Source organism: Sphingobium sp. FG125 (genome assembly GCF_057809795.1).
The window spans coordinates 126,026-150,082 of the sequence record NZ_JBMDKQ010000009.1 but is presented as its reverse complement, the minus strand read 5'-3'; the positions used below and the strand labels follow the sequence as shown (position 1 = coordinate 150,082).

Here is a 24,057-nt window from a genome sequence, read left to right as displayed (position 1 = left end):
TTCGCCCGCACTTGGTCTAGACCATCGCCATGATCCATGGTTTGCGGACCTTTCGCCGCCCTTCTGGCCGCCCGCACGCCGCACGGCTCCTGCTTGTTCCGATGCTGCTCGCCTGTCCGGGCGGCGCGCTGGCGCAGTCCGTCACGCCGCCAGATGCCATGCCGGACATCGACCAGTCGCTCGATACCATGCCCGACATCGGCCTGGACTGGCCCGATATGGGGCAAAAGGATAGCGTCAAGCCGCTGCCCGACGATCCGGCTGACGTGCAGGTGGCAACGCCTGACGCTGCGCCCGATGCCGGTGCGCCGGTCGAGCCGGTCGAGGAAGCCGCGACCTTCGCCGACGCTGGGGAGGAAAGGCGCTATACCGTCCAGCTCAGCGGTGTCGACACGATCGCCGACGCCACCTTCAAGCTGCGCTTCGACGAATTGTCCGCACTGCGGCTGGGGGAGGGCAAGGCCGCCAACCTGGCGCAGATCAATCGTCGGATCAAAGAGGATGACGAACTGCTCGACCGGCTGCTGCGCGCCAAGGGCTATTATGCCGCGCGTATCCGGGGTGCTGTCGCCGCGCCGCCCGCAGGCAGCGACCGGCTTGCCGTCAGTTTCGACATCACACCCGGCCCGCAATATCTGCTCGAATCGGTTGATCTGACTGGCCTTGCCGAGACGGGCGACAAGGAAGCGCAACTACGCGCCGCTTTCCCGCCCAAGGTCGGCGATCCGGTCGATGCCGATGCGATCCTGGCCGGGCGTGATGCGCTGTCGGCGGTGCTGGCCGAAACCGGCTTTCCCTTCGCCAAGGTCGATGAACCTGAAGTGCGGATCGACCATGAGGAGCGCAAGGGCGACCTCGACATCATCGTGACGCCCGGCGGCTATCGCAGCTTTGGCGCGATCCGTCTGAACGACGACAAGCTGTTCAGCGCCCACCATGTTCAGGAAATCGCCCGCTTCGACCCCGGCGATCCGTACAAGGCGTCGGATGTCGAGGATTTGCGCCGCGCCATCGTCGCGACCGGCCTGGTCTCCTCGGTCAGCCTGACGCCCAAAGAGGCTGGCGACGGCACCCATGTCGATCTCGCCGTCGATGTCCGTCCCGCGCCGCTGCGCACCATCGCGGGCCAGCTGGGCTATGGCACGGGCGAAGGCTATCGCGCCGAAGTCAGCTGGCAGCATCGCAACTTCTTCCCGCCCGAAGGCGCGGTGACGGTGCGTGGTGTCGTCGGCACGCAGGAACAGACCGCCTCCTTCACCTATCGCCGCAACAACTTCCACCGTCGCGACAATGTGCTGACCGGCCTGCTGTCGGTCAGCAACATCAGGCGGGACGCCTATGACGCGCGCACCATCACCCTGTCGGGCGGGCTGGAGCGGCAGACCAACATCTTGTTCCAGAAGGACTGGGTCTGGCGTTTCGGCGCGGAACTGATCGCGTCGGACGAAGCCGATGCGTTCAGCGGCGGCGCGCGTCGCACCTTCCTGATCGGCGCGATTCCGCTCAGCCTGACCTATGACGGCAGCGACGATCTGCTGAACCCCACCAAAGGCTTTCGCCTGGGCGGTCGGCTCAGCCCCGAACTTTCCTTTCAGGACAAGACCTTCGGCTATGCCAAGGTGCAGGTCGATGGCAGCGTCTATCAGTCGATGGGCGAAAAGCTCGTCGTCGCGGCTCGTGCGCGCTTTGGCACCATCCTTGGGTCGACGGTAGAACAGATCGCGCCGTCGCGGCGTTTCTATGCCGGTGGCGGCGCTTCGGTGCGCGGCTATGGCTATCAGGCGATCGGCCCGCGTTTCGGTGTCGATGACGATCCGGTCGGCGGCAAGAGTCTCGCTGAATTTTCGCTGGAGGCGCGGGTGCGCTTTGGCAATTTCGGCGTCGTGCCGTTCGTCGACGCGGGCAATATCTCCACCACCTTCCTGCCGCGCTTCCGCGACCTGCGCATCGGCACCGGGCTTGGCCTGCGTTACTATAGCAGTTTCGGTCCGATCCGCATTGACGTCGGCACGCCGATCAACCCGCAAAGGGGCGACCCGCGCGTCGCCGTCTATGTGTCCTTGGGGCAGGCCTTCTGATGGCGGACGACGCCCCCGCCACCAAGCCACATCGCCGCCGCGCCTGGGACGCGCGCTGGCAGCGCTGGCTGGTCGGCCTCGTCGCATCGCTGCTGCTGATCGTCGTCGGCGCGCTGGCGTGGCTGGATACGTCGTCGGGCCATCGCTTCCTCATCAGCCGGATCGCGACGATCAAGCCGCCATCGGGCCTACGCATCCAGGTCGACCGGATCGACGGCAGCATCTATCGCAAGGCGGTCCTGCACAATCTGACCCTGTCCGACCCCAAGGGCCGCTTCTTCGACGCGCCACGGGTCGAGCTGGACTGGTGGCCTTTCGCCTGGGCCTATAACCGGCTGGATATAGACCGGCTGGTCATCCCGCGCGCGACCCTGCACAAATTGCCCAAACTCAACCCCAGCCTGAAACAGGGACCGATCCTGCCGGGCTTCGACATTCGCCTGATGCAGTTTTCGGTCGGGCAGCTGACGATCGCACCCGGCATCGCTGGTCGGGTGCAGCAGGCGACGATGGCGGGCGACGCCGACATTCGCGGTGGCCGCGCCATCATCGACCTGTCGGCCCGCGTCATCGACGGTCAGGACGCGCTGACGGTCGCGCTCGACAGCCGCCCTGACAATGACCGCTTCCGCCTCGACGTCACGGTCAATGCGCCCAAAGGCGGCGTGCTGGCGGCAATGGCGGGCCTGAAACAGGACGCCAATCTGCGCATCGGCGGCAAGGGCGGCTGGAGCCGCTGGGACGGTCGCCTGTCGGCCACGCTCGACAGCCAGCCGGTCGCCGACTTCGTCCTCGCCGCACGCAGCGGCGCCTATTCCGCGCGCGGTTCGATCGAGGGTGGCGCGATTGCAGGCACCGGCCTCGTCCAGCGCCTCGCCGCGCCTCGCCTTTTTGTACGCGCCAACGGCACGATGGTCGATCGGGTGATTGACGGCCACCTCTGGCTCCGTTCCGCCGCGATCGATCTGGACGCCGACGGCGCGATCGACCTGCGCAACAATGCGCTCGACAATATGCTGGTGCAGCTGAAACTCGCCCGCCCACAGGCCTTGCTCAAAACTATGCGCGGTCAGGATGTCGCGGCGAAGATTCGCCTCGACGGCCCCTTTGCGACGTTGGGCTATGAATATCTGCTCACCGCCCGCCAACTCGCCTTCGACAAGACTTTGATCAGCAATGTGCGCATGGATGGCAAGGGAAGGCGGGCGGAGAATGGCCCGGCTCTGATCCCGCTGCGCCTGCGCGCCGCACGGCTCGACGGGCAGGGCGAACTGGTCGAGGGGATCATCCGCAATTTCGCGCTCGATGGCGTCCTTCAGCTCAACGGCCAGCAGATCGTCAGCAATCCGATGGACGTGCGGTCGGACAAGCTGCGCGGCAAGCTGGTCATGCTCGCCGATCTCAAGACCGGTCGTTATGATTTCGGGCTGGACGGCCAGATCAATGGCCTGGCCATTCGCGGCCTCGGCATTGTCGACCTGACGTCCAAGCTGCGCGCGGTGCCTGGTCCTAATGGCAGCTTTGGCCTCAGCGGGAACGCGCTGGCGCGGGTGCGGCGGCTGGACAATGAATTTCTCCGCACGCTGGGCGGCGGCCTGCCGACCGTGCGCAGCGCCCTCGCGTTGCGGCCCGACGGGCAGGTGGCGCTCACCAATTTGCGGCTCGACGCGCCTTTGCTGACATTGAGCGGCAATGGCCTGCGCCATCGCGACGGCACGCTGCATCTGGAGGGGCAGGGGCGGCATGGCCAATATGGTCCGGTCAGGCTGACGCTGGATGGCAGGATCGAGCGCCCCACCATCGACATCCTGCTCGCCAGTCCGATGAAATCGCTGGGCCTGCGCGACGTGCGCGCGAAGCTGATCCCCGATGCGGCGGGTTACAGCTATACCGCAGGGGGCGGATCGACCCTTGGTCCCTTTACCGGGCGCGGCGTCATCCTGTTGCCGCAGGGCGGGCAGGCGGTCGTGCGCATCGCCCGGATCGACGTGTCCGGCGTCACCGCCAGCGGCGATATTCGCCCGGTTACCGGCGGGCTTGATGGGCAACTGGCCGTCAATGGTCCCGTAACCGGCTATATCAGCCTGAAACCGGTGGGCGCGATCCAGCAGGTCCAGCTCAAACTGACCGCCAATGACGCCAGTTTCGACGGCCCGACCGTCATCGCGGTGCGGCGCGGCACGCTCGATGCGACGATGCTGCTCGATCCGTCGCGCACCACGCTGACCGCCACGGCGCAGGCGCGGGGCTTGCGTGTAGGGGGCGTGTTGCTGGGACGTTTTGCCGCCAAGGCTGATCTGGTCGATGGCCGGGGCAAGATAAGAGGCAGCCTGTCGGGCCAGCGCGGCCGCATCTTCGACATACAGGGCGAGGCGCAGGTCGATGCCGACCGCATCCGCCTGACCGCTGGCGGCACGATCGACAAGCGGCCCATTCGCCTGACCCGCGCCGCGCTGCTGACCCGCACCGATGACGGTTGGAAATTGTCGCCGGCGACCATCAGCTATGCGGGCGGATCGCTGCAACTGGCGGGCGAACTGGGCAGCACATCCACCCATGTCGAGGCGCGGATGCAGACATTGCCGCTCTCGCTGCTCGACATTGGTTATGATAATCTGGGGCTGGGCGGCACGGCGACCGGATCGTTGAGCTATGCCCAGCCGCGCGGCGGTGGCCTGCCGACCGGCACGGCGGAGCTGCGCATCCGTGGCCTGTCGCGCTCCGGCCTGTCATTGAGTTCGCGCCCTGTCGATGTCGGCCTCAACGCCGCGCTGACGGCGGATCGCCTCGCCACCCGCATGATCTTCGTCGCCGATGGCAAGACGATCGGCCGCGCGCAGGCCTTGCTCAATCCTTTGGGTCGTGAGGGCGGGCTGGTCGAACGGCTCAACCGCGCGCCCTTCTTTGCCCAGCTACGTTATGGTGGCACGGCGGACACGCTGTGGCGGCTGACCGGGGTGGAGATTGTCGACATTGGCGGCCCCGTCAACGTCTCCGCCGACATGCGCGGCACGCTCGGCAACCCGCAAATCACGGGATCGCTGGCGACCGATAATGCCGCGATCAACAGCCCTGTTACGGGTATGCGCCTGAAAAATGTCAAGGCGCGCGGGCGCTTTTCCGGCGACCAGCTGGTCATCTCCAGCTTCGCTGCCACCGCGCAAAATGGCGGCACGGTGGGCGGCACCGGCCGCTTCACCTTCAACGGCATAGCGGGCGTCGGCATGGACCTGGCGATGCAGGCGGACAATGCCGCGCTGCTGGAGCGGGACGATATTGCCGCCACCGTCACCGGGCCGATCAGCCTGCGCTCCGATGGCGTGGGCGGGACGATCGGCGGCGACCTGACCCTCAACAAGAGCCGCTTCACCCTGGGCCGCGCCGCCGCCGTGGCGCAAATCCCCGAACTGGCCGTGACGGAAATCAACCGGCGCGGCGAGGAGGTTGAGCGGGTCCGCACCAATGTCCCCTGGGCGCTGGCGATCAAGGCGCGGGCGCGCAACCGCCTGACCGTCACTGGCCTTGGCCTGGACAGCGAATGGCGCGCCGATCTCGACATTGGCGGCACCGTCACCAGTCCGGCGATCGCAGGGCGGGCAGAGCTGGTGCGTGGCGGTTATGAGTTCGCCGGTCGCCGCTTCGACCTGCGCGAAGGCCGCATCCAGTTTGACGGTAAGACGCCGGTGAACCCGACGCTGGACATCGACGCGCAGGCCGACGTCAGCGACCTGACGGCCACCATCCATGTTGGCGGCACGGGCCTGAAACCCGAAATCACCTTCACCAGCGTCCCCGCCCTGCCGCAGGACGAACTGCTCTCCCGCATCCTGTTCGGCACCTCGATCACCAACTTGTCCGCGCCCGAAGCGCTGCAACTGGCTTCCGCTGTGGCTTCATTGCAGGGCGGCGGCGGGCTGGACCCGATCAATGCGGTGCGCAAGGCGGCGGGGCTGGACCGGCTGCGTATCATCGCCGCCGATCCGACACAGGGGCAGGGGACGTCGATCGCGGCGGGCAAATATCTGACCCGCAAAACCTATGTCGAACTGATCACCGACGGGCAGGGCTATAGCGCCACCCGGATCGAATATCAGGTCACCCGCTGGCTCTCTTTGCTCGGCGCCATCTCGACGCTGGGCCGCGAAAGCGCCAACGTGCGCGTGTCGAAGGATTATTGAGCGTGACCAAGTCCCGCATCGACGCTGCCGCCGCGATCAGCGTCATGGACCTGTTCACCATCGGCATCGGCCCGTCCAGCTCGCACACGGTCGGCCCGATGCGCGCGGCGTTGATGTTCATGGAATCGCTGCCGGGGCAACCGGTTCGCGTCCGCTGTGACCTGTATGGCTCGCTCGCCCTGACCGGCCACGGCCATGCGACCGACAGCGCCATCCTGCTCGGTCTGTCCGGCTACAGCCCCGAAAGCGTCGATCCCGATGCCATACCCGCCATATTGCGCGCGATCCGCGACGATGGCCGCATCCGGTCGGGCGAGGACTGGATCGCGTTTGAGGAAGCGCGCGACCTCATCTTCCACAAGGGCGAATTTCTGGAAGCCCATAGTAACGGAATGCGCTTTTCCGCCTGGTTCGACAGGCAGGGCGATCCGCAGGTGCAGGATTATTACTCGATCGGCGGCGGCGCGGTCCTGTCCGGCCGCCCCCAGCCCGACGCACCGCTCGGCCATAACATCGTCCAGCCCTATCCCTTCTCCTCCGGCGCGGAAATGCTGGCACAGGGAGAGGCGACCGGCCTTTCCATCGCCACGCTGGTCCTGCGCAATGAGGGCGCATGGCGGGCGCAGGCGGACACGGACGCCTTCCTCGACAGCGTAATCGACGCGATGAGCGCCTCGATCGACCGGGGCATGGCGCAGGAAGGGTTGCTGCCCGGCGGCCTGAAGGTCCGCCGCCGCGCCATGGCGATCCATCAGCGGCTGCGCCTGCAACAGGACGCGCTTGGCCCGGCGCAGATTTTCGAATGGGTCAGCCTGTTCGCGTTGGCGGTGAATGAGGAAAATGCCGCCGGTGGCCGCGTCGTGACCGCCCCCACCAATGGCGCAGCGGGCGTCATCCCGGCGGTGCTGCATTATTATCGCCGCTTCGTCCCCGGCGCGGATCGCGATGGCGAGCGGCGCTTCCTGCTCACCGCCGCCGCCATCGGCTTTCTCTACAAGAAGCGCGCGTCCATCTCGGCTGCTGAAATGGGCTGTCAGGGCGAAGTCGGCGTCGCCTGCTCCATGGCCGCAGCGGGCCTCGCCGCCGTGCTGGGCGGCACCAACGGGCAAATCGAGAACGCCGCCGAAATCGGCATGGAACATAATCTGGGCCTCACCTGCGACCCGATCGGCGGCCTCGTCCAGATACCCTGCATCGAACGCAACACGATGGGCGCGGTCAAGGCGATCAACGCCGCCTATCTCGCGCTCCAGGGCGATGGCCGCCATATCGTCAGTCTGGACGCGGTCATCGAAACCATGCGCCAGACCGGCGAGGATATGGCCAGCCGCTATAAGGAAACATCGCTTGGCGGGCTGGCCGTCAATGTGGTGGAGTGCTGAATAGCTGCCTGTCGGCTCGTCGTTCGCAGCCCACGGGATCGCGACGAAGCGCCGGAATTTGTGCTATATTGGCAACATAATCAATCGTTTATCTCCCGTTCATGCAACCAACGGCTTTGCCCGGACTTCAACGTCTCACCCCTGCGGGGCGTGAATGACAATTGGAGTTAAGCATATGCGTAAGTTAGTGGTCGCAACCCTTTTGGCCGGAACCGCGGTCGCCTCACCTGCTCTGGCACAGGACACTGGCCCCACCTTCACTGGTCCCCGCGTCGAAGCGATTTTGGGCTATGACCATGTCGGTGCCGGTAGCGATGTCGACAATGGTAACGGCCGCGACGACCAGTCGATCGACGGGCTGCTCTACGGTGTTGGCGCTGGTTATGACATCAACCTGGGCAGCGCTGTCGTTGGCGTCGAGGGCGAATATACCGACTCCACTGCCAAGAGCGACCGTTTCGACCTGACCGACCAGTTCGGGTTTGGTCGCGTCAGCCAGGGCCGAGACCTCTATGTCGGCGCGCGCGCCGGTATCCTCGCCAGCCCCAACACGTTGGTCTATGTGAAGGGTGGCTACACCAACACCAAGCTCAACGTGCTGGCAGGCGATACCGACGAAACCACCGACACCGCGTTCAAGCTGGACGGCTGGCGCATCGGTGGCGGCGTGGAGCGCGCGATCAACCAGAACAGCTTTGCCAAGGTGGAATATCGCTACTCCAAATATGACAGCGCCCATATCGATTATATGGACGGAGCGACGAGCAGCGAATTCGACATCGACACCGACCGGCATCAGGTCGTGGCCAGCGTCGGTTGGCGCTTCTGAAAAACCGGGCGGGGCGGGAGAAATCCCGCCCCGTTTCTCAACATAGGATGACTTTAGGTTGAAACCCCAACCTCCGTTCGTTTCGAGCGAAGTCGAGAAACGCAGCACACAGGTTTCTCGACTTCGCTCGAAACGAACGGATCGAGGTGACGCTATCGCAGTTTACAGCGTCGCCTCAATCTCGCGCGCCGCGAGATCAGGATTTTCCGCCAGGCTGATCGGTCGTCCGACGACCAGGATGGACGCGCCGCGATCCAGCGCCTGTCGCGGTGTCACCGCGCGCTTCTGGTCGCCCATTGCGCCCCCTGCGGGTCGCACGCCCGGCACGACGAAGAAGCCGTCGGGCCAATGCTTCTTGACCATCGCGACTTCCTCGCCCGAACAGACGATCCCGTCCAGCCCGGCATTTTGCGCCAGATCGGTCAGCCTGCGCACCTGATCCTCGGCCTTTCCACCCACGCCAATATCCAGCAGGTCGGCATCGTCCAGGCTGGTCAGCACCGTCACCGCCACCACCTTGGTCTTGACGCCTGCTGCGGCCTTGGCGTCCTCCAGCATTGCCCGTCCGCCTGCGGCATGGACGGTCAGGATCGCGGGTTCCAGCAGGTGCAATGCCTGCACCGCCTTGGCCACCGTATTGGGAATGTCGTGCAGTTTCAGGTCCAGAAAGATCGGCAGGCCGAACTTCATCATTTCGTGCACGCCATGATGGCCATGGGCGCAGAAAAATTCGAGACCCAGTTTCAGCCCGCCGACATGATGACGCACCTGCTGCGCCAGATTTTGCGCCTTGCCAAGGTCCGGCGTGTCGATCGCGACATAAAGGGGGCTGCTCATACGGGTCCTGCGGGGTTGAGAGGGGGAAGGGATGGGATGGAGGCGTCAGGCGTGATCGGCGGGGTGGCAACGGATGGCGGCGTAGCGCTCGCTGTGACTGCCAGCGCCCGCTCAGCACTGTCCAGCCGCCGCTTCAATCGCCAGCGCGTTGCGCGCGCCATGATCCAGAAGGGCAGCGCGCCCAGCAGAAACGCGCCGATCAGCAGCACCGGCAATTTGGTTTCCATCACCATGTCGCCCCACAGGCGGACGGTCACGGGCACATAATTCGCCATGCAGAAAAAGGCGAGGGCGACGGCGATCACGACCCAGAAGGCGGTCCGCAAAAATTGCATCGGCATATCCTCTTGCTGCTCAACCGAGGCAGCTTAGGCGATCCCGTCGCTTTTCGGAAGCGTCTGATCTTTTTTGTCTACGGAACCGCCGCTCAGCCGACCATATCCTCCAACTCGCGCCCCTTGGTCTCCTGCACCATCCTGCGCACGAAAAAGTAAGAGATCGCCGCAAACAGCGCATAGCCGCTATAGGTCATGACCAGCCCCGGCGACACCGCCAGCGCGGGAAAGCTGACCGAAATGGCGGCATTGGCGATCCACTGGGCAAAGCCCGCGACGGCCAGCCCCGATCCGCGAATCTGGTTCGGGAACATCTCGCCCAGCATCACCCACATGATTGGTCCCCAACTCATGTTGAAGAAGATCACATAGAGATTGGCGGCGATCAGCGCGATCAGGCCATTATGCCCCGGCAGGCTGACCGCGCCGTCCGCGCCGGTGACCGCAGTGGAAAAGGCATAGGCGACGATCGCCAGCGTCGCCGCCATGCCCGCCGATCCGATCAGCAGCAGCGGCTTGCGACCGATCCGGTCGATCAGCAGCATCGACCCCAGACAGGCACCGATCGACAATACGCCCGACAATATATTGATCTGTAACGCATTATCTTCGGAAAAGCCGACCGCTTCCCACAAAGTCGCGCCATAATAAAAGACGACATTGATCCCGACCAGCTGCTGGAACACGGCCAGCCCAATGCCGGTCCACACGATCGGGCGGATATTGCCGCTGCTCTTGTCGATCAGGTCGGACAATTTGGGGCGATGATGGTCGGCGGCCAGGCTGTCGCGAATTTCCACCACCTTGCGCGCCGCTTCCCGCGCGCCGAACAGCCGGGCTAGGACCGCTTCCGCTTCGGCGTCCCGGCCGCGCGCCACCAGATAGCGTGGGCTTTCGGGGATGAAGAGCAGGGCCAGCCAATAGATGGCGGCGGGGATCGCCTGTAACCAGAACATCCAGCGCCAGGCCGGGAAATCCAGCCATAAGGGCGCAGTCGATCCGCCAGCATGGCGCGCCAGCACGAAATTGGCGACGAACGCTCCGGTCAGGCCGGAAATGATCATGACCTGCTGTATGCTCGACAGCCGCCCGCGTACCGCCGCCGGGGTGACTTCGGAAATATAGACTGGCGAAATGACGCTGGCGGCGCCCACGCCCAGCCCGCCGATGATCCGCGCGAAGATGAAGATGGCCGACGACCCGGCAGCCCCCGCGAGCAATGCGCTGACCAGAAACAGGATCGCCGCCAGCATCATGACGCCGCGCCGCCCGATCATGTCGGCCATCCGCCCCGCGCCAAAGGCACCGATGGACGACCCGACCAGGATCGCGCCGACATTGACGCCAATGCCCAGCTTGCCCAGGTCGAATGCGCTTTCCAGCCCCTTTTGCGTGCCGTTGATGACCCCGCTGTCATAGCCAAACATGAACCCGCCAATCGTCGCTACCGCGACGATCGCGGCGATAAAGGCCATATTGACCTTCTCCGCGCTGCCCTCACTCATCCTGGTGCGTCCTCTCTGCTTTTATATCGTTGTGATGATCGCGCTACGCCGCGTCTGCCTGCTTATCGCGTCAGCGCCACCCGGCATCGACAAAATAATCATGGCCGGTGCAGTAACGCGCATCGTCCGACGCCAGAAACAGCGCCAGCGCCGCGACATCGACCGGCATGATCCGCCCGTCCAGGCATTGCGCGGCCACTATCTCCGCTTCGCCTTCGGGCGTGTACCATTTCATCTGGCGCGGGGTTTTGACATTGCCCGGAATGATCGTGTTGACGCGGATATTGTCGCGCCCCAGATCGCGGGCCAGGCTGCGCGTCAGCCCCTCGATCGCGGCCTTCGCGGTCTGATATAAAACAAGATCAGGCAAAGCGAGGTGCCAACTGATCGACCCGAAATTCAGGATCACCCCGCCGCCCGCGCGCTTCATCGCCGGGACAGCGGCCTGTGCGGCAAAGAAAAGATGGCGCAAATTCACCGCCATCCGATCGTCCCAATAGGCCGGGGTCACCTCGTCGATACTGTGCCGGTCGTCATTGGCGGCATTGTTGATCATGATGTCGATGCCGCCAAGCTCGGCCTCGACCCGTGCAATCATCGCCTGCACAGCATCAATGTCGCGCAGGTCGACATGGTGGAAGATCGGGGCAAAGGCAGCGCCGTCCAACCGCCCGACCAGCGCCTCGCTATCCGCCTGCGCAATATCGCAAAAGGCAACGCGCGCACCCTGCGCGACAAAGCCCTCGACCAGCCCTTCGCCAATGCCGCTGCCACCGCCCGAAATGAACACCCGTTTGCCCGCCAGGCTGGGATAGATGGCCCGGCTCATGCCGCGTCCCGCTTGGCCAGCAGGCCGCGCCGCGCCAGATTGGTCATCAGCGCGCCCAGGCCCCAAGTCCAGGGGGCGGCATCCTTAGACATCACGACCCTATTGACCAACCTGCCCAGACGCGGCGTCGCGATGGTGACGACATCGCCGACCTTATGGGTAAAGCCGCGCCCCGGATCATCGCGATCCTGCACCGGCGCAAACAGTGTCCCCAAAAACAGCGCGAACCCGTCAGGATATTGATGCTCGCTCAGCGTCTGGCGCACCAGTTCCAGCGGATCACGGCTGATCTGGTTCATGCTGCTGCGCCCGTCCAGCCGAAAGCCTTCCGGTCCATCGATGGTCAGCCCGACCTCTGCGTTGCGCACATCGTCGATCGTGAAGCTGTCATCGAACAGGCGGATCAGCGGTCCCAGCGCGCAGGACGCATTATTATCCTTCGCCTTCCCCAGCAGCAGCGCGGAGCGCCCCTCGAAATCGCGCAGATTGACGTCATTGCCCAACGTCGCGCCGACCGCCGTGCCGCTCGCATCGACGATCAGCACGATTTCGGGTTCAGGATTGTTCCAGGTCGAATCGGACCGGATACCGATATCCGCGCCTGTGCCCACCGTCGCCAGCACCGGCGCCTTGGTGAACACCTCGGCATCCGGGCCGATCGCAACCTCCAGATATTGCGACCACAACCCATCCTCGATCAGCGCGGCCTTGAGCGCCGCCGCCTCGTTCGATCCGGGGACGACCGCGCGGATGGAGCCGTCGACCCGCTCCTCCAGCCGCCCGCGAATGGCTGCCGCCGCGCCCGAATCGCCGCGCGCCCGTTCCTCGATCACCCGCTCGATCGCCGACAGGGCAAAGGTCACGCCGCACGCCTTGACGCATTGCAGATCGACGGGGCTAAGCAGCGGCACGTCCAGTGCGTCGAGCGCGCCCAACGCTTCGCCAGCATCCGGCGGCACCGGCAGCTTCTCGATCAGCTGCGCCACGGTCGGCGCGACCCGGCTCATATCATAGGCGACGCCCTGCGCCACCAGTAGCGGGCTTGGTCCTTCGGCGCGCAGCACGCGACCGATAAACAGGCCGTCCCGCCAATCGGGTGGCAGGCAATCGGACAGGCTCATGTCCACCGGCATCATCAACTCCTGGCAGCCTGTTATTGATAGCGCTACCAACAATGCCGGTGCACGGAAGTCAAGGGGCAGGGCAGGGCGCAATCCGCGCGCAGCGAAGATTGCGACCGATGGTGGTCACAAAACTGCCTTTCATCTTTTCCCCGCCGCCGCTTTACGGCATAGCTGCTGATGTCATGAGCAAAATTGAAAAGACCGCGCCGGACACCGACGCCGCATCCGCCACCCCCGCAATACCCGCTGACGACAAGAGCGATCTTGCCAGCGCGGCCCGCAAATCCGCAGGCAAGGCCGCATGGACCGGCGCAGCCGTCGGCATCGGCTCGGCCGCGATCGTCGCGGCCCTGCTCTACACCCGCAAGCGCAGCTAAATCGCAACCACGCAAAAAGGGCGGCATGGCCTTCGCACCATACCGCCCATTTTTGCGACCCTTACGGGCTCTTCTTCTCCGTCCTTCGCGACGGGGAGTATAACTGCGTCAGCTTATCCGGCGCCACCGCTCAGATAAGTCACCAGTTCCGGCTTGCTAACCGACACGCTCTTGTCAGCGTCCGCCGTGGTGAACGCACCATTGGCCCAGGCTGTCACCTGCTCGGCGGGCAAGCTCTTGCCTGTCGCCTTCATTTCCTGGTCCTTCAGCGCGACCATCCATTTGGAAAATTCGGACTGGTCGAGCTGGCCGTCGCTATTGGCGTCATAGGCGGGAAATTCGGTATCGACGATAGACGCGACCGCATTGGTCGGGTTTGCGGGGGTCGCTGGCGTTGCCGGAGTGGCCGCTTCCGGCGTTGCCGCCTGTGGTTCGGCTGGCGCTGCCGGCGTGGCGGGCGTCGCGCTCTGGGGCGTTGCAGTCTGCTGCGCCATGGCGGGGGCTGCGATGGCAAGGGCAGTCGTGACTAGAAGCGTACGGATCATGACAATCTCCTCGGTTACTTAAGCCGGAACAGTGAAAACTTGCTCTGCCCGGCGTTGAATGACGGAGGGATAATGACTGAATAACCCGCCAATGTTCCTGAATATCCGTTCATGTTCAACGGCTTGTCTTTGGATTCCGCTCGATTCGACTGTTTTTGCTGCGGCAAGTGCGACCAGTCGAGGTATTTATCTTCATTTTCTTTGATGACATCAGCGCGATTTGCCCCGGCGCAAGGACGCTGCTAGGCGCGCGGCACCTTATCCCTCTCCTATGCAGGATTCGCCCATGGTCCCCCGCTATTCCCGTCCCGCAATGACCGCCCTCTGGGAACCGGAAGCCCGCTTCAAAATCTGGTTCGAGATTGAGGCGCACGCGACCGAGAAGCTGGGCGAGCTTGGCGTAGTGCCGCCATCGGCGGCCAAGGCGCTGTGGGACTGGTGGGCGACCAACCCGGTGATCGACGTCGCCGCGATCGACGCGATCGAGGCGGTGACCAAGCATGACGTCATCGCCTTCCTGACCTGGGTGGCCGAACAGGTGGGCGACGAAGCCCGCTTCATGCATCAGGGCATGACCAGTTCCGACGTGCTCGACACCTGCCTCGCAGTCCAACTGGCCCGCGCGTCGGACATCCTGATCGAGGATATCGACAAGCTGCTGGAGGTCATCAAGCGCCGCGCCTTTGAACATAAGCTGACACCCACCATCGGCCGCAGCCATGGCATCCATGCCGAACCCGTCACCTTCGGCCTGAAAATGGCCGAAGCCTATGCCGAATTCAGCCGCTGCAAGACCCGCCTGATCGCCGCCCGCGCCGAAGTCGCCACCTGCGCCATTTCGGGCGCTGTCGGCACCTTCGCCAATATCGACCCCGCCGTCGAAGAGCATGTCGCAGAGAAGCTGGGCCTCGCCATCGAGCCGGTCTCGACCCAGGTGATCCCGCGCGACCGCCACGCCATGTTCTTTGCGACGCTGGGCGTTATCGCCAGCTCGATCGAGCGTCTCGCCGTCGAGGTCCGCCACCTTCAGCGCACCGAGGTACTGGAGGCGGAGGAATATTTCTCGCCCGGCCAGAAGGGTTCGTCGGCCATGCCGCACAAGCGCAATCCGGTGCTGACCGAAAACCTGACCGGCCTCGCTCGTGTCGTCCGCGCAGCGGTTGTTCCGGCGCTCGAAAATGTCGCGCTCTGGCACGAACGCGACATCAGCCATTCGTCGGTCGAGCGCTTCTTCGGCCCCGACGCGACCATCACGCTCGACTTCGCGCTGGGTCGGCTGACCGGCGTGATCGACAAGCTGCTCATCTATCCTGAGCGGATGATGAAGAATCTCGACAAGATGGGCGGCCTCGTCCACTCGCAGCGCGTACTGCTGGCCCTGACCCAGGCGGGCGTCAGCCGCGAGGACAGCTACCGCTATGTTCAGCGCAACGCGATGAAGGTGTGGGAATCGGACGGCCAGCTTTCGCTACTGGAACTGCTCAAGGCCGACAGCGACGTCACCGCCGCGCTGCCGGTCGCGGAGATTGAGGACAAGTTCAACCTCGATTATCATTTCAAGCAGGTCGACACCATCTTCCGCCGGGTATTCGGCGAAGCGTAACTATCCAACATCCGTTCGTTTCGAGCGTTTCGAGAAATGTCTGGCACAGCGCTTTGCGTTTCGCGACTTCGCTCGAAACGAACGGATGTTGTTAAACTCCGCCCACTTTCGGCCGCATCCGTGGCGCCGCGTCCGACTGCCGCCGGATCAGCTGATGCTCCAGCACCAGATGCGCGGGTGCCGCCTCCATTTTGCTTCGCCGCGCGCGCAGCATCTGCACCAGCACCTCCACCGCCGCGCGTGACATCGCGCTGATCGGCTGGCGGATCGTCGTGAGTTCCGGCCAGATGGTCGTCGCCAGCGATGTGTCGTCAAAACCGCAGACGGTCAGATCGCCCGGCACGTCCAGCCCGCCGCGATGGGCGATCGCCACGGTCGCCGCTGCCATATCGTCGTTGCTGGCAAAGATGGCGGTCGGCGGTTCCGCCAGCGCCAATATCTGTTCGGCGGCGTCCAGCCCGGACCGATAGGTGAAATAGCCCTGCGCGATATAATCGTCCTGCACGGCAATACCGGCATCGCCCAGCGCTGCGACATAGCCCTCCAGCCGCCGGATGCTGGCGCTCTGGTTGGGGTGGCCCTTGATAAAGCCGATGCGGTTATGGCCCAGCGCGATCAGATGCTGGGTCATCTCATAGGCGGCCTGCCGATCGTCGATCCGCACCGCAGCCAGATCACCGCCTGATCGGCCCGTGGCGACGGCGACGGCAGCTATGTTGGCGGCAGCCAGAGCCTCGGCCATGGTGTCCAGATCGCATAGCGGCGGCGGCAGGACTACTCCGTCGATCCGCCCGCGCAACAGATGATCGATCACCGCCTCGACGGCGGTTTCCTCATCCCATTTTTCGACCATCAGATGCACGCCGCTGCGGCTGGCCTGTTCCAGGCTGCCGACCAGAAATTCGCTGAGGTAGGATGCGGACGGATTGCTGTAGAGCAGGCCGATCCGCATTTCCTCGCCCCCCGCCAGGCTGCGTGCCGCAGGGCTTGGCGCATAATTGAGCGCCGCAATGGCCGCATCCACCCTGGCGCGCGTTGCCGGGCGGACCGCCTGTTCGCCATTCATCACGCGCGATACCGTCATCGCCGACACCCCGGCATGGTGCGCCACATCATTGATCGTTGGCGCGTTGCGCTGACGGCGGGACGCTCTGCTGTCGCTCAAAGGGTCCGCCCTTGTCGTGCAAAATGGATCATGGCCAGGGTCGTAGCGTAATCAGGCGGTCATCGCGAAGCGCAAAATGCCGATGTCCAGATAACGCCACCGGCGCATTTCCCTATGGTTGGAACATCAGAAAAATTTCTCGTCATTCCGCGCTTTCCGTCTATTGCCACCGCTGGCATAAGCGGCGTCAAAGGAGCATGATTCTTGCCTAAGCCCCTCATCCTGCACCCCGATCGCCTGTTTCCGGCCGAACCGCGCACCCGCGACATCGCCCGCGCGCTCTATGCCAGCGTCAAGGATCTGCCGATCGTCTCGCCCCATGGCCATACCGACCCGCGCTGGTTCGCCTATGACGAGCCGTTCGCCAATCCGGCGGAGTTGCTGATCGTGCCGGACCATTATGTGTTCCGCATGTTGTTCAGCCAGGGCGTCAAGCTGGAGGATCTGGGCGTACCCACCGTCGATGGCAGCCCGACCGCCAGCGACCCGCGCGCCATCTGGCACATCTTCGCCGCCAATTATCATCTGTTCCGGGGCACGCCCTCGCGCATGTGGCTCGACTGGGTCTTTGCCGAGGCGTTCGGCATTGACGTGCGGCTGGAGGCGGAGACCGCCGACCATTATTACGACATTATCGACGCCGCGCTCAAAACCCCGGCGTTCCGCCCCCGCGCTTTGTTCGATCGCTATAATATCGAAGTCATCGCCACCACCGAAGGCCCGCTCGACCCGCTCGACCATCACCGCGCGATCCGGGCCAGCGATTGGAGCGGCAAGGTCGTCACCGCCTACCGCCCCGATCCGGTGCTGGACCCCGATGACCCCAAATTCATCGCCAATGTCCAGCGCTTCTGCGCGATGGCAGGTGAGGATGCCGCCAGTTTCGCCGGCTATCTGCGCGCCCATGAAAAGCGCCGCGCCGATTTCCGCGCGGCTGGCGCGACCTCGACCGACCATGGCCACCCGTCAGCCTTCACCGCCAACCTGCCCTGCGCGGAGATTGAGGCGCTCTATGCCAAAGTCACCAGCGGCCCGGTCAGCGCGGCGGAGGCGGAACTGTTCCGTGGCCATATGCTCACCGAAATGGCGGGCATGTCGATCGCCGACGGCATGGTGATGCAGTTGCATCCCGGCGTTCATCGCAACCATAATGCCGCCGTGCTCGCGCGCTTTGGCAAGGACAAGGGCGCGGACATCCCGACCGCCGGAGAATTTGTGAAGGCATTGAAGCCCTTGCTCGACCTCTACGGCACCGATCCGCGCCTGACGCTGATCCTCTTCACCCTGGACGAGGATGTCTATTCGCGCGAACTCGCCCCGCTGGCGGGCCATTATCCCGCGCTCAAACTAGGCCCGCCCTGGTGGTTCCATGACAGCCCGGAAGGGATGCGCCGCTTTCGCGAGCGCGCGACCGAAACTGGCGGCTTCTACAACACGGTCGGTTTCAATGACGACACTCGCGCCTTCCTGTCGATCCCCGCGCGCCATGACGTCGCCCGCCGCATGGACTGCGGCTGGCTGGCGCAGTTGGTGGTCGAACATCGCATGGAGGAGGATGAAGCGTTCGAAGTCGCCCGCGCGCTTGCCTATGACCTAGTCAAGCAGGCCTACAAGCTGTGAGCCGCCTGTCGAGCCAGACACTCGCCAGTCTGCCCGCCGACGTCATCCGCCCCGGCTATGATCGCGCGCAGGTAAAGGCAGGTGTCGTCCATCTGGGCATCGGCGCGTTTCACCGCGCGCATCAGGCGGTGCTATTCGATAATGCCCTGAACGCAGGCGACCTGCGCTGGGGTATCACCGCCGCTTCGCTCCGTTCGCCATCCGTGCGTGACCAGATGGTGCCGCAGGACGGCCTCTACACCATGCTTGTCCGCAATGGCGGGTCGGAGCAGGCGCGCATCATCGGCGCGGTGCAGGCCGTCATCGTCGCCCCGCAAGGCCCGCAGGCGCTCATCGCCGCGCTGGCATCGCCCGACACGCACATCGTCACCCTGACCATCACGGAAAAGGGCTATAAGCTCGACCCGGCGACCGGCGCGCTGATCGAGGATGATCCGCAACTCGCCGCCGATCTCATCTCGCTCGACGCCCCCCAGACCGCGCCCGGTTATCTCGTCGCGGCTTTGGCGCGGCGCAAGGCGGCGGGGCTTGTCCCCTTCACCGCCATCAGCTGCGACAATCTCCCCCACAACGGCACCCGCCTGCGCAACGCCGTGCTGGCGCTCGCCCGCCGCCATGACGTCACCCTAGCCGACTGGATCGCCGAAAAGGGCGCTTTCCCCGAAACAATGGTCGACCGCATCGTCCCGGCCACCACGCCCGACGACATCGCCGCCCTGACCGCGCGCCTGGGTGTTCAGGATCAGGCGATGGTCAAGACCGAACCCTTCATCCAATGGGTGATCGAGGACAGTTTCTGCGGCCCGCGCCCAAATTTCGGGGCAGGGGTTCAGATCACCGCCGCCGTCGCCCCGTGGGAGGAAGCCAAGCTCCGCCTGCTCAACGGCGCGCATAGCGGCATCGCCTATCTGGGCGGCCTCGCGGCCATCGACCATGTCCATGACGTCCTGGCTTTGCCCGAAGCGCGCATCTTCGTTGAAGCGCTGTGGGATGAAGCGGAAACTACCCTCTCACCGCCGCCGGAACTCGATGTAGCTGCCTATCGCACCGAGTTGATGGCCCGCTTCGACAATCCGACACTGCGCCACCGTACCCGCCAGATCGCGATGGACGGATCGCAGAAACTGCCGCAACGCCTGCTGGCCACCATCGCCGCGCGACTGGAGGCGGGGCAGGGGATCGACGCCCTGTCGCTGGCGGTCGCCGCATGGGTCCGCTGGCAGGCGGGGCAGGATGATCTGGGCCAGCCCCATATCGTGGACGATCCTCTCGCCACGCCCATCGCCGCAGCCCTCGGCGCGGCGACTAGGACGCAGGATCGGGTCGCCGCCATCCTCGCCTTCGACGCCGTCGTCCCGCCAGCGCTGGGCGCGAACCCGCAATTCCGCGCGGCGCTGATCCGCTGGCTGACCATCCTGGAAACAGACGGCGCCCGCGCGGCGCTCGCCACCTTCCGGCCAGACTGACGCCGCCTATTTCCGCCTGCCGCCTGCCTCCAGCACCGTTTCCATCGCCACGAAGGTCGATGTGCTGGCGACATGCGGCAGGCTGGAAATCTTCTCGCCCAATACGGTGCGATAGCGCCTGATGTCCGCCGTCCGCACCTTGAGCAGATAGTCGAAACTGCTCGCGATCATATGACATTCCTCGACTTCGGGAATGCGCCGCACAGCATCGTTAAACTCCGCCAACGCACTCTCGCGCGTGTCGGACAGCTTGACCTCGGCAAAGGCGACATGATCCATCCCCAGCTTGGCCGGATCGACCATCGCCCGGAACCCCCGGATTACGCCATTCTCCTGCAATCGGCGCAGCCGCATCTGGCAGGGCGTCTTGGACAGCCCGACCGCGCCCGCCAGATCGGTGACGGTCATCCGCCCATCCTCCACCAACGCGGCGATGATCTTGCGATCGAAATCATCCAGATCGACTGTTTGGAGCAATTTATCCATCCATATACCCTAACATAGCTGGATTATAAGTCATATCACTCATGAATCGCGGTTTGAAAAGTCGGATCGACTAGAGCAAATGGGATATTCTGCGCGTCATGACCGCTCAGCCCCCCTTCGCCGCCTTCGCCCCCGCCATCCGGGCGCAATCCCTCCTGCGCCAGGCGATCACCGCCGCCTATCGCCGGGACGAGGCGGAGGCGCTTGCGCCCCTGATCGAAGCTGCAACTCTCCCGGACGCGACCCGCGCCGCCGCTCGCGACACCGCCCGCACCCTCGTCACCGCGCTGCGTGCCAACCACAAGGGCAGCGGCGTCGAAGGGCTGGTGCAGGAATATGCCCTCTCCAGTCAGGAGGGCGTTGCGCTGATGTGCCTCGCCGAAGCCTTGCTGCGCATCCCCGATGCGGCGACCCGCGACGCGCTGATCCGGGACAAGATCGCCGACGGCGACTGGGGATCGCATCTGGGCACCGACAAGTCGCTGTTCGTCAACGCCGCCACCTGGGGTCTGGTCGTCACCGGCAAGCTGGTCGGCAGCGTCGACGATCGCGGTCTTGGCGCAGCCCTCGCCCGCCTCGTCGCCCGCGCCGGGGAACCGGTGATCCGGCGCGGCGTGGACCTGGCCATGCGGATGATGGGCGAACAGTTCGTCACGGGCGAAACCATCAGGGAAGCGCTCAAACGCGCCAAGGCGATGGAGGCAAAGGGGTTCGCCTATAGCTATGACATGCTGGGCGAAGCGGCGACCACCGCCGCCGACGCCGCGCGCTATTATGCCGATTATGAACAGGCGATCCACGCCATCGGCAAGGCATCGGCGGGGCGCTGCATCTATGCCGGGCCGGGCATCTCGATCAAATTGTCCGCGCTCCATCCCCGCTACGCCCGCGCGCAGGCGGACCGGGTCATGGCCGAACTGCTACCCCGCGTGCAGCAACTCGCCGCCCTCGCCAAACGCTATAATATCGGCTTCAACATCGACGCGGAGGAGGCCGACCGGCTCGAACTGTCGCTCGACCTGCTTGAAAGTCTTGCGCTCCATCCCGCGCTCACCGACTGGAACGGCCTTGGCTTCGTCGTGCAGGGCTATGGCAAGCGCTGCCCCTTCGTCATCGACTGGATCGTCGATCTCGCCCGCCGCGCCGACCGGCGGATCATGGTCCGTCTGGTCAAGGGCGCTTATTGGGACGCGGAAATCAAGCGCGCGCAGGTCGATGGACTTGCCGACTTCCCGGTCTATACCCGCAAGCTGCACACCGACATCGCCTATATCGCCTGCGCCCGCAAACTGCTCGCCGCGCCGGACGCCGTGTTCCCGCAATTTGCGACCCATAATGCGCAGACGCTGGCGACCATCTACCAGATGGCCGGCCCGGATTTCAGCGTCGGTTCTTATGAATTTCAGTGCCTCCACGGCATGGGCGAACCGCTCTACGAACAGGTGGTCGGCGCGGGCAAATTGAACCGCCCCTGCCGCATCTATGCGCCGGTCGGCACGCATGAGACATTGCTCGCCTATCTCGTCCGCCGCCTGCTGGAAAATGGCGCGAACAGCAGCTTCGTCAACCGCATCGCCGACCCTGCCGTCTCGGTCGAGGAGATGATCGCCGACCCGGTGGATATGGTGAACGCCATGCCCAACCCCGGCGCGCATCATGATCTGATCGCGCTGCCCGCCGACCTGTACCCCGACCGCCGCAACGCCGCTGGCTTCGACCTGAGCGACGAAACGACGCTTGCCAGCTTGACCCAGGCGCTCCGGCACAGCGCCACGCTAGATTGGACCGCTGCGCCAGCCGATGGGGCAGGGGAAGCACGCCCCGTCCGCAACCCCGCCGACCATCGCGATAGTGTCGGCACCGTCATCGACGCGACGGCGGATGAAGCCCAGGCCGCCGCCACGCTGGCTGCCGCTTGCGTCTGGGCCACAACCCCCGTCGCCGACCGCGCCGCCGCGCTCGATCGCGCGGCTGACGCGATGCAGGAGCGTATGCCCGTCTTGCTTGGCCTCATCGTCCGCGAGGCCGGAAAATCCATCCCCAATGCCATTGCCGAAGTGCGCGAGGCGATCGACTTTCTGCGCTATTATGCAGAACAGGCCCGCACCCGCTTCGGCCCGCAGCAACAGCCGCTGGGCGTCGTCACCTGCATCAGCCCGTGGAACTTCCCGCTGGCCATCTTTACAGGGCAAGTCGCCGCCGCCCTCGTCGCGGGCAATGCCGTCCTGCCGAGGAAACCCCGCTTATCGCCGCCGAAGCCGTCCGGCTTCTCCACGCCGCAGGTGTCCCGACCGATGCGCTCCATCTGATTCCCGGCGATGGCAGCATCGGCGCAGCCCTCGTCGCCGCGCCGCAGACTGCCGCCGTCATGTTCACCGGCTCTACCCAGGTCGCCCGCCTGATTCAGCGCCAGCTTGCCACCCGCCTGTCGCCCACCGGCCATCCCATTCCCCTGATCGCCGAAACCGGCGGCCAGAATGCGATGATCGTGGACTCTTCTGCGCTGGCCGAACAGGTCGTCGCCGACGTCATCGCCTCTGCCTTCGACAGTGCGGGCCAGCGCTGCTCGGCGCTGCGGGTCCTCTGCCTGCAAGAGGAAGTCGCCGATCGCACGCTTACTATGCTCAAGGGTGCCCTCGCCGAGCTGCGTATCGGTCGCACCGACGCGCTCAGGGTCGATATCGGCCCGGTCATTACGGCAGAAGCCCGCGACGGCATCACGTCCCATATCGACGCCATGCGCGCGCTGGGCCGCAAGGTCGAGCAACAGCCGCTCCCGCCCGAAGCCAAATATGGCACCTTCGTCGCGCCGACCATCATCGAAATCGACAGTCTGACCGATCTCGACCGCGAGATTTTCGGCCCCGTCCTCCATGTCCTGCGGTTCAAGCGCGACGGGCTAGACGCGCTGGTCGATGCGATCAACGCCACCGGCTACGGCCTGACCTTCGGCCTGCACACCCGCCTTGACGAAACCATCGCACGGGTCACATCACGGGTGAAGGTCGGCAATATTTATGTGAACCGCAACGTCATCGGCGCGATCGTCGGGGTCCAGCCCTTTGGCGGTTGCGGCCTGTCCGGCACTGGTCCCAAGGCTGGCGGTCCGCTCTATCTCAACCGCCTCGTCACCGCGCCGCCGGTCAGTGCTGCGCGGGTCAGCCCCCTTATCTCCCCGCTCCACAGCTTTGCCGACTGGCTCGACGCGCAGGGGGAGGGGGATGCCGCCGCTCATGCCCGCCGCACCGGGGACGTGTCCGCGCTGGGGCTTGAACTGGCGCTACCCGGCCCGGTGGGGGAGAGCAATCTCTACACGCTCCACCCGCGCGGGACGATGCTGCTGCGCCCGGCGACCCGTGCCGGCCTGTTCCGCCAGATGGCCGCGATCCTCGCCACCGGCAATGACGCGCTGGTGCAGGGCATGGCGCTGCCCCCCGGCCTGCCACCGGAAGTCGCCGCCCGCTTCACGATTCCCGCCGACACGCCCATAGCCGCCGTGCTGGTCGACGGTGAGCCGGACATAGTCTCCGCCATGGTGCAGGAAGTCGCCGACTGGCCCGGTCGCATCGTCCCGGTCCATGCCCCTGGACCCCACGGCTATTGCCTCGACTGGCTGATGGAGGAAGTCTCCACCTCCATCAATACGACCGCAGCGGGCGGCAATGCCAGCTTGATGATGATCGGCTGAAACTGCGTCC

The 24,057-nt window shown here is 64.9% G+C and carries 16 protein-coding genes and 1 pseudogene; 9 read left to right on the top strand and 8 right to left on the bottom strand.

From position 1 onward, the window contains the following. Positions 1 to 29: 29 nt before the first annotated feature. From ACODSR_RS11145 to ACODSR_RS11130, 4 genes are all read left to right on the top strand, one after another. Positions 30 to 2,078, top strand: a complete 2,049-nt coding sequence (locus tag ACODSR_RS11145; RefSeq protein WP_489076448.1) for an autotransporter assembly complex protein TamA — start codon at positions 30 to 32, stop codon at positions 2,076 to 2,078. Next, positions 2,078 to 6,256, top strand: a complete 4,179-nt coding sequence (locus ACODSR_RS11140) for a translocation/assembly module TamB domain-containing protein (RefSeq protein ID WP_489076446.1) — start codon at positions 2,078 to 2,080, stop codon at positions 6,254 to 6,256. Before ACODSR_RS11145 ends, ACODSR_RS11140 begins: the two co-directional genes overlap by 1 nt. A 2-nt stretch (positions 6,257 to 6,258) precedes the next feature. Continuing rightward, entirely contained in the window at positions 6,259 to 7,638 is a 1,380-nt protein-coding gene (locus tag ACODSR_RS11135; RefSeq protein WP_489076444.1) for an L-serine ammonia-lyase, read from the top strand. A 175-nt stretch (positions 7,639 to 7,813) separates the two neighbouring features. Beyond that, the gene (locus ACODSR_RS11130; protein WP_489076442.1) at positions 7,814 to 8,467 is read left to right on the top strand and encodes an outer membrane protein; all 654 of its coding nucleotides are present in this window, start codon (positions 7,814 to 7,816) and stop codon (positions 8,465 to 8,467) included. A 162-nt stretch (positions 8,468 to 8,629) separates the two neighbouring features. Here the strand turns inward: ACODSR_RS11130 and pyrF are convergent, their stop codons facing one another. The 5 genes from pyrF to ACODSR_RS11105 form a co-directional block, all read right to left on the bottom strand. Further along, positions 8,630 to 9,304: an orotidine-5'-phosphate decarboxylase gene (pyrF, locus tag ACODSR_RS11125; RefSeq protein WP_489076440.1), complete on the bottom strand. Its 675-nt coding sequence runs from the start codon at positions 9,302 to 9,304 to the stop codon at positions 8,630 to 8,632. Continuing rightward, positions 9,301 to 9,639, bottom strand: coding sequence for a LapA family protein (locus ACODSR_RS11120; RefSeq protein ID WP_489076438.1), 339 nt, complete (start codon positions 9,637 to 9,639; stop codon positions 9,301 to 9,303). Before ACODSR_RS11120 ends, pyrF begins: the two co-directional genes overlap by 4 nt. 92 nt (positions 9,640 to 9,731) lie before the next feature. After that, the gene (locus ACODSR_RS11115) at positions 9,732 to 11,144 is read right to left on the bottom strand and encodes a sugar porter family MFS transporter (RefSeq protein WP_489076436.1); all 1,413 of its coding nucleotides are present in this window, start codon (positions 11,142 to 11,144) and stop codon (positions 9,732 to 9,734) included. Positions 11,145 to 11,214: 70 nt separating this feature from the next. Beyond that, on the bottom strand, positions 11,215 to 11,973 hold the full coding sequence (gene xylB / locus ACODSR_RS11110; protein ID WP_489076434.1) for a D-xylose 1-dehydrogenase: 759 nt from the start codon (positions 11,971 to 11,973) through the stop codon (positions 11,215 to 11,217). Further along, the gene (locus ACODSR_RS11105; RefSeq protein WP_489076487.1) at positions 11,970 to 13,106 is read right to left on the bottom strand and encodes a fumarylacetoacetate hydrolase family protein; all 1,137 of its coding nucleotides are present in this window, start codon (positions 13,104 to 13,106) and stop codon (positions 11,970 to 11,972) included. The genes xylB and ACODSR_RS11105 overlap by 4 nt, the downstream gene beginning before the upstream one ends. 107 nt (positions 13,107 to 13,213) lie before the next feature. Here ACODSR_RS11105 and ACODSR_RS11100 point away from each other — a divergent pair, with 107 nt between their 5' ends. Next, a complete protein-coding gene (locus tag ACODSR_RS11100) occupies positions 13,214 to 13,474 on the top strand; it encodes a hypothetical protein (RefSeq protein WP_489076432.1) in 261 nt (86 codons plus the stop codon). 113 nt (positions 13,475 to 13,587) lie between these two features. On the opposite strand, the gene ACODSR_RS11095 is transcribed toward ACODSR_RS11100, so the two are convergent. Continuing rightward, the gene (locus tag ACODSR_RS11095; protein ID WP_489076430.1) at positions 13,588 to 14,019 is read right to left on the bottom strand and encodes an EF-hand domain-containing protein; all 432 of its coding nucleotides are present in this window, start codon (positions 14,017 to 14,019) and stop codon (positions 13,588 to 13,590) included. Positions 14,020 to 14,305: 286 nt separating this feature from the next. Here ACODSR_RS11095 and purB point away from each other — a divergent pair, with 286 nt between their 5' ends. Then, the gene (gene purB, locus ACODSR_RS11090) at positions 14,306 to 15,622 is read left to right on the top strand and encodes an adenylosuccinate lyase (RefSeq protein WP_489076428.1); all 1,317 of its coding nucleotides are present in this window, start codon (positions 14,306 to 14,308) and stop codon (positions 15,620 to 15,622) included. 91 nt (positions 15,623 to 15,713) lie between these two features. Here purB and ACODSR_RS11085 read toward each other — a convergent pair whose 3' ends face one another. Further along, positions 15,714 to 16,787, bottom strand: a complete 1,074-nt coding sequence (locus tag ACODSR_RS11085; RefSeq protein WP_489076426.1) for a LacI family DNA-binding transcriptional regulator — start codon at positions 16,785 to 16,787, stop codon at positions 15,714 to 15,716. Between the two features lie 204 nt (positions 16,788 to 16,991). On the opposite strand from ACODSR_RS11085, the gene uxaC reads away from it, so the two are divergent. Next, positions 16,992 to 18,407 carry a glucuronate isomerase gene (gene uxaC, locus ACODSR_RS11080; protein WP_489076424.1) on the top strand — a complete coding sequence of 472 codons (1,416 nt, stop codon included), beginning with the start codon at positions 16,992 to 16,994 and terminating at the stop codon, positions 18,405 to 18,407. Then, positions 18,404 to 19,873 carry a mannitol dehydrogenase family protein gene (locus ACODSR_RS11075; RefSeq protein ID WP_489076422.1) on the top strand — a complete coding sequence of 490 codons (1,470 nt, stop codon included), beginning with the start codon at positions 18,404 to 18,406 and terminating at the stop codon, positions 19,871 to 19,873. Before uxaC ends, ACODSR_RS11075 begins: the two co-directional genes overlap by 4 nt. Positions 19,874 to 19,879: 6 nt before the next feature. Here ACODSR_RS11075 and ACODSR_RS11070 read toward each other — a convergent pair whose 3' ends face one another. Next, on the bottom strand, positions 19,880 to 20,359 hold the full coding sequence (locus ACODSR_RS11070) for an Lrp/AsnC family transcriptional regulator (protein WP_489076420.1): 480 nt from the start codon (positions 20,357 to 20,359) through the stop codon (positions 19,880 to 19,882). A gap of 98 nt (positions 20,360 to 20,457) precedes the next feature. Between ACODSR_RS11070 and putA the strand changes: the two are divergent. Continuing rightward, positions 20,458 to 24,047 (top strand): annotated as a pseudogene (gene putA, locus ACODSR_RS11065) (trifunctional transcriptional regulator/proline dehydrogenase/L-glutamate gamma-semialdehyde dehydrogenase). Positions 24,048 to 24,057: the final 10 nt, after the last annotated feature.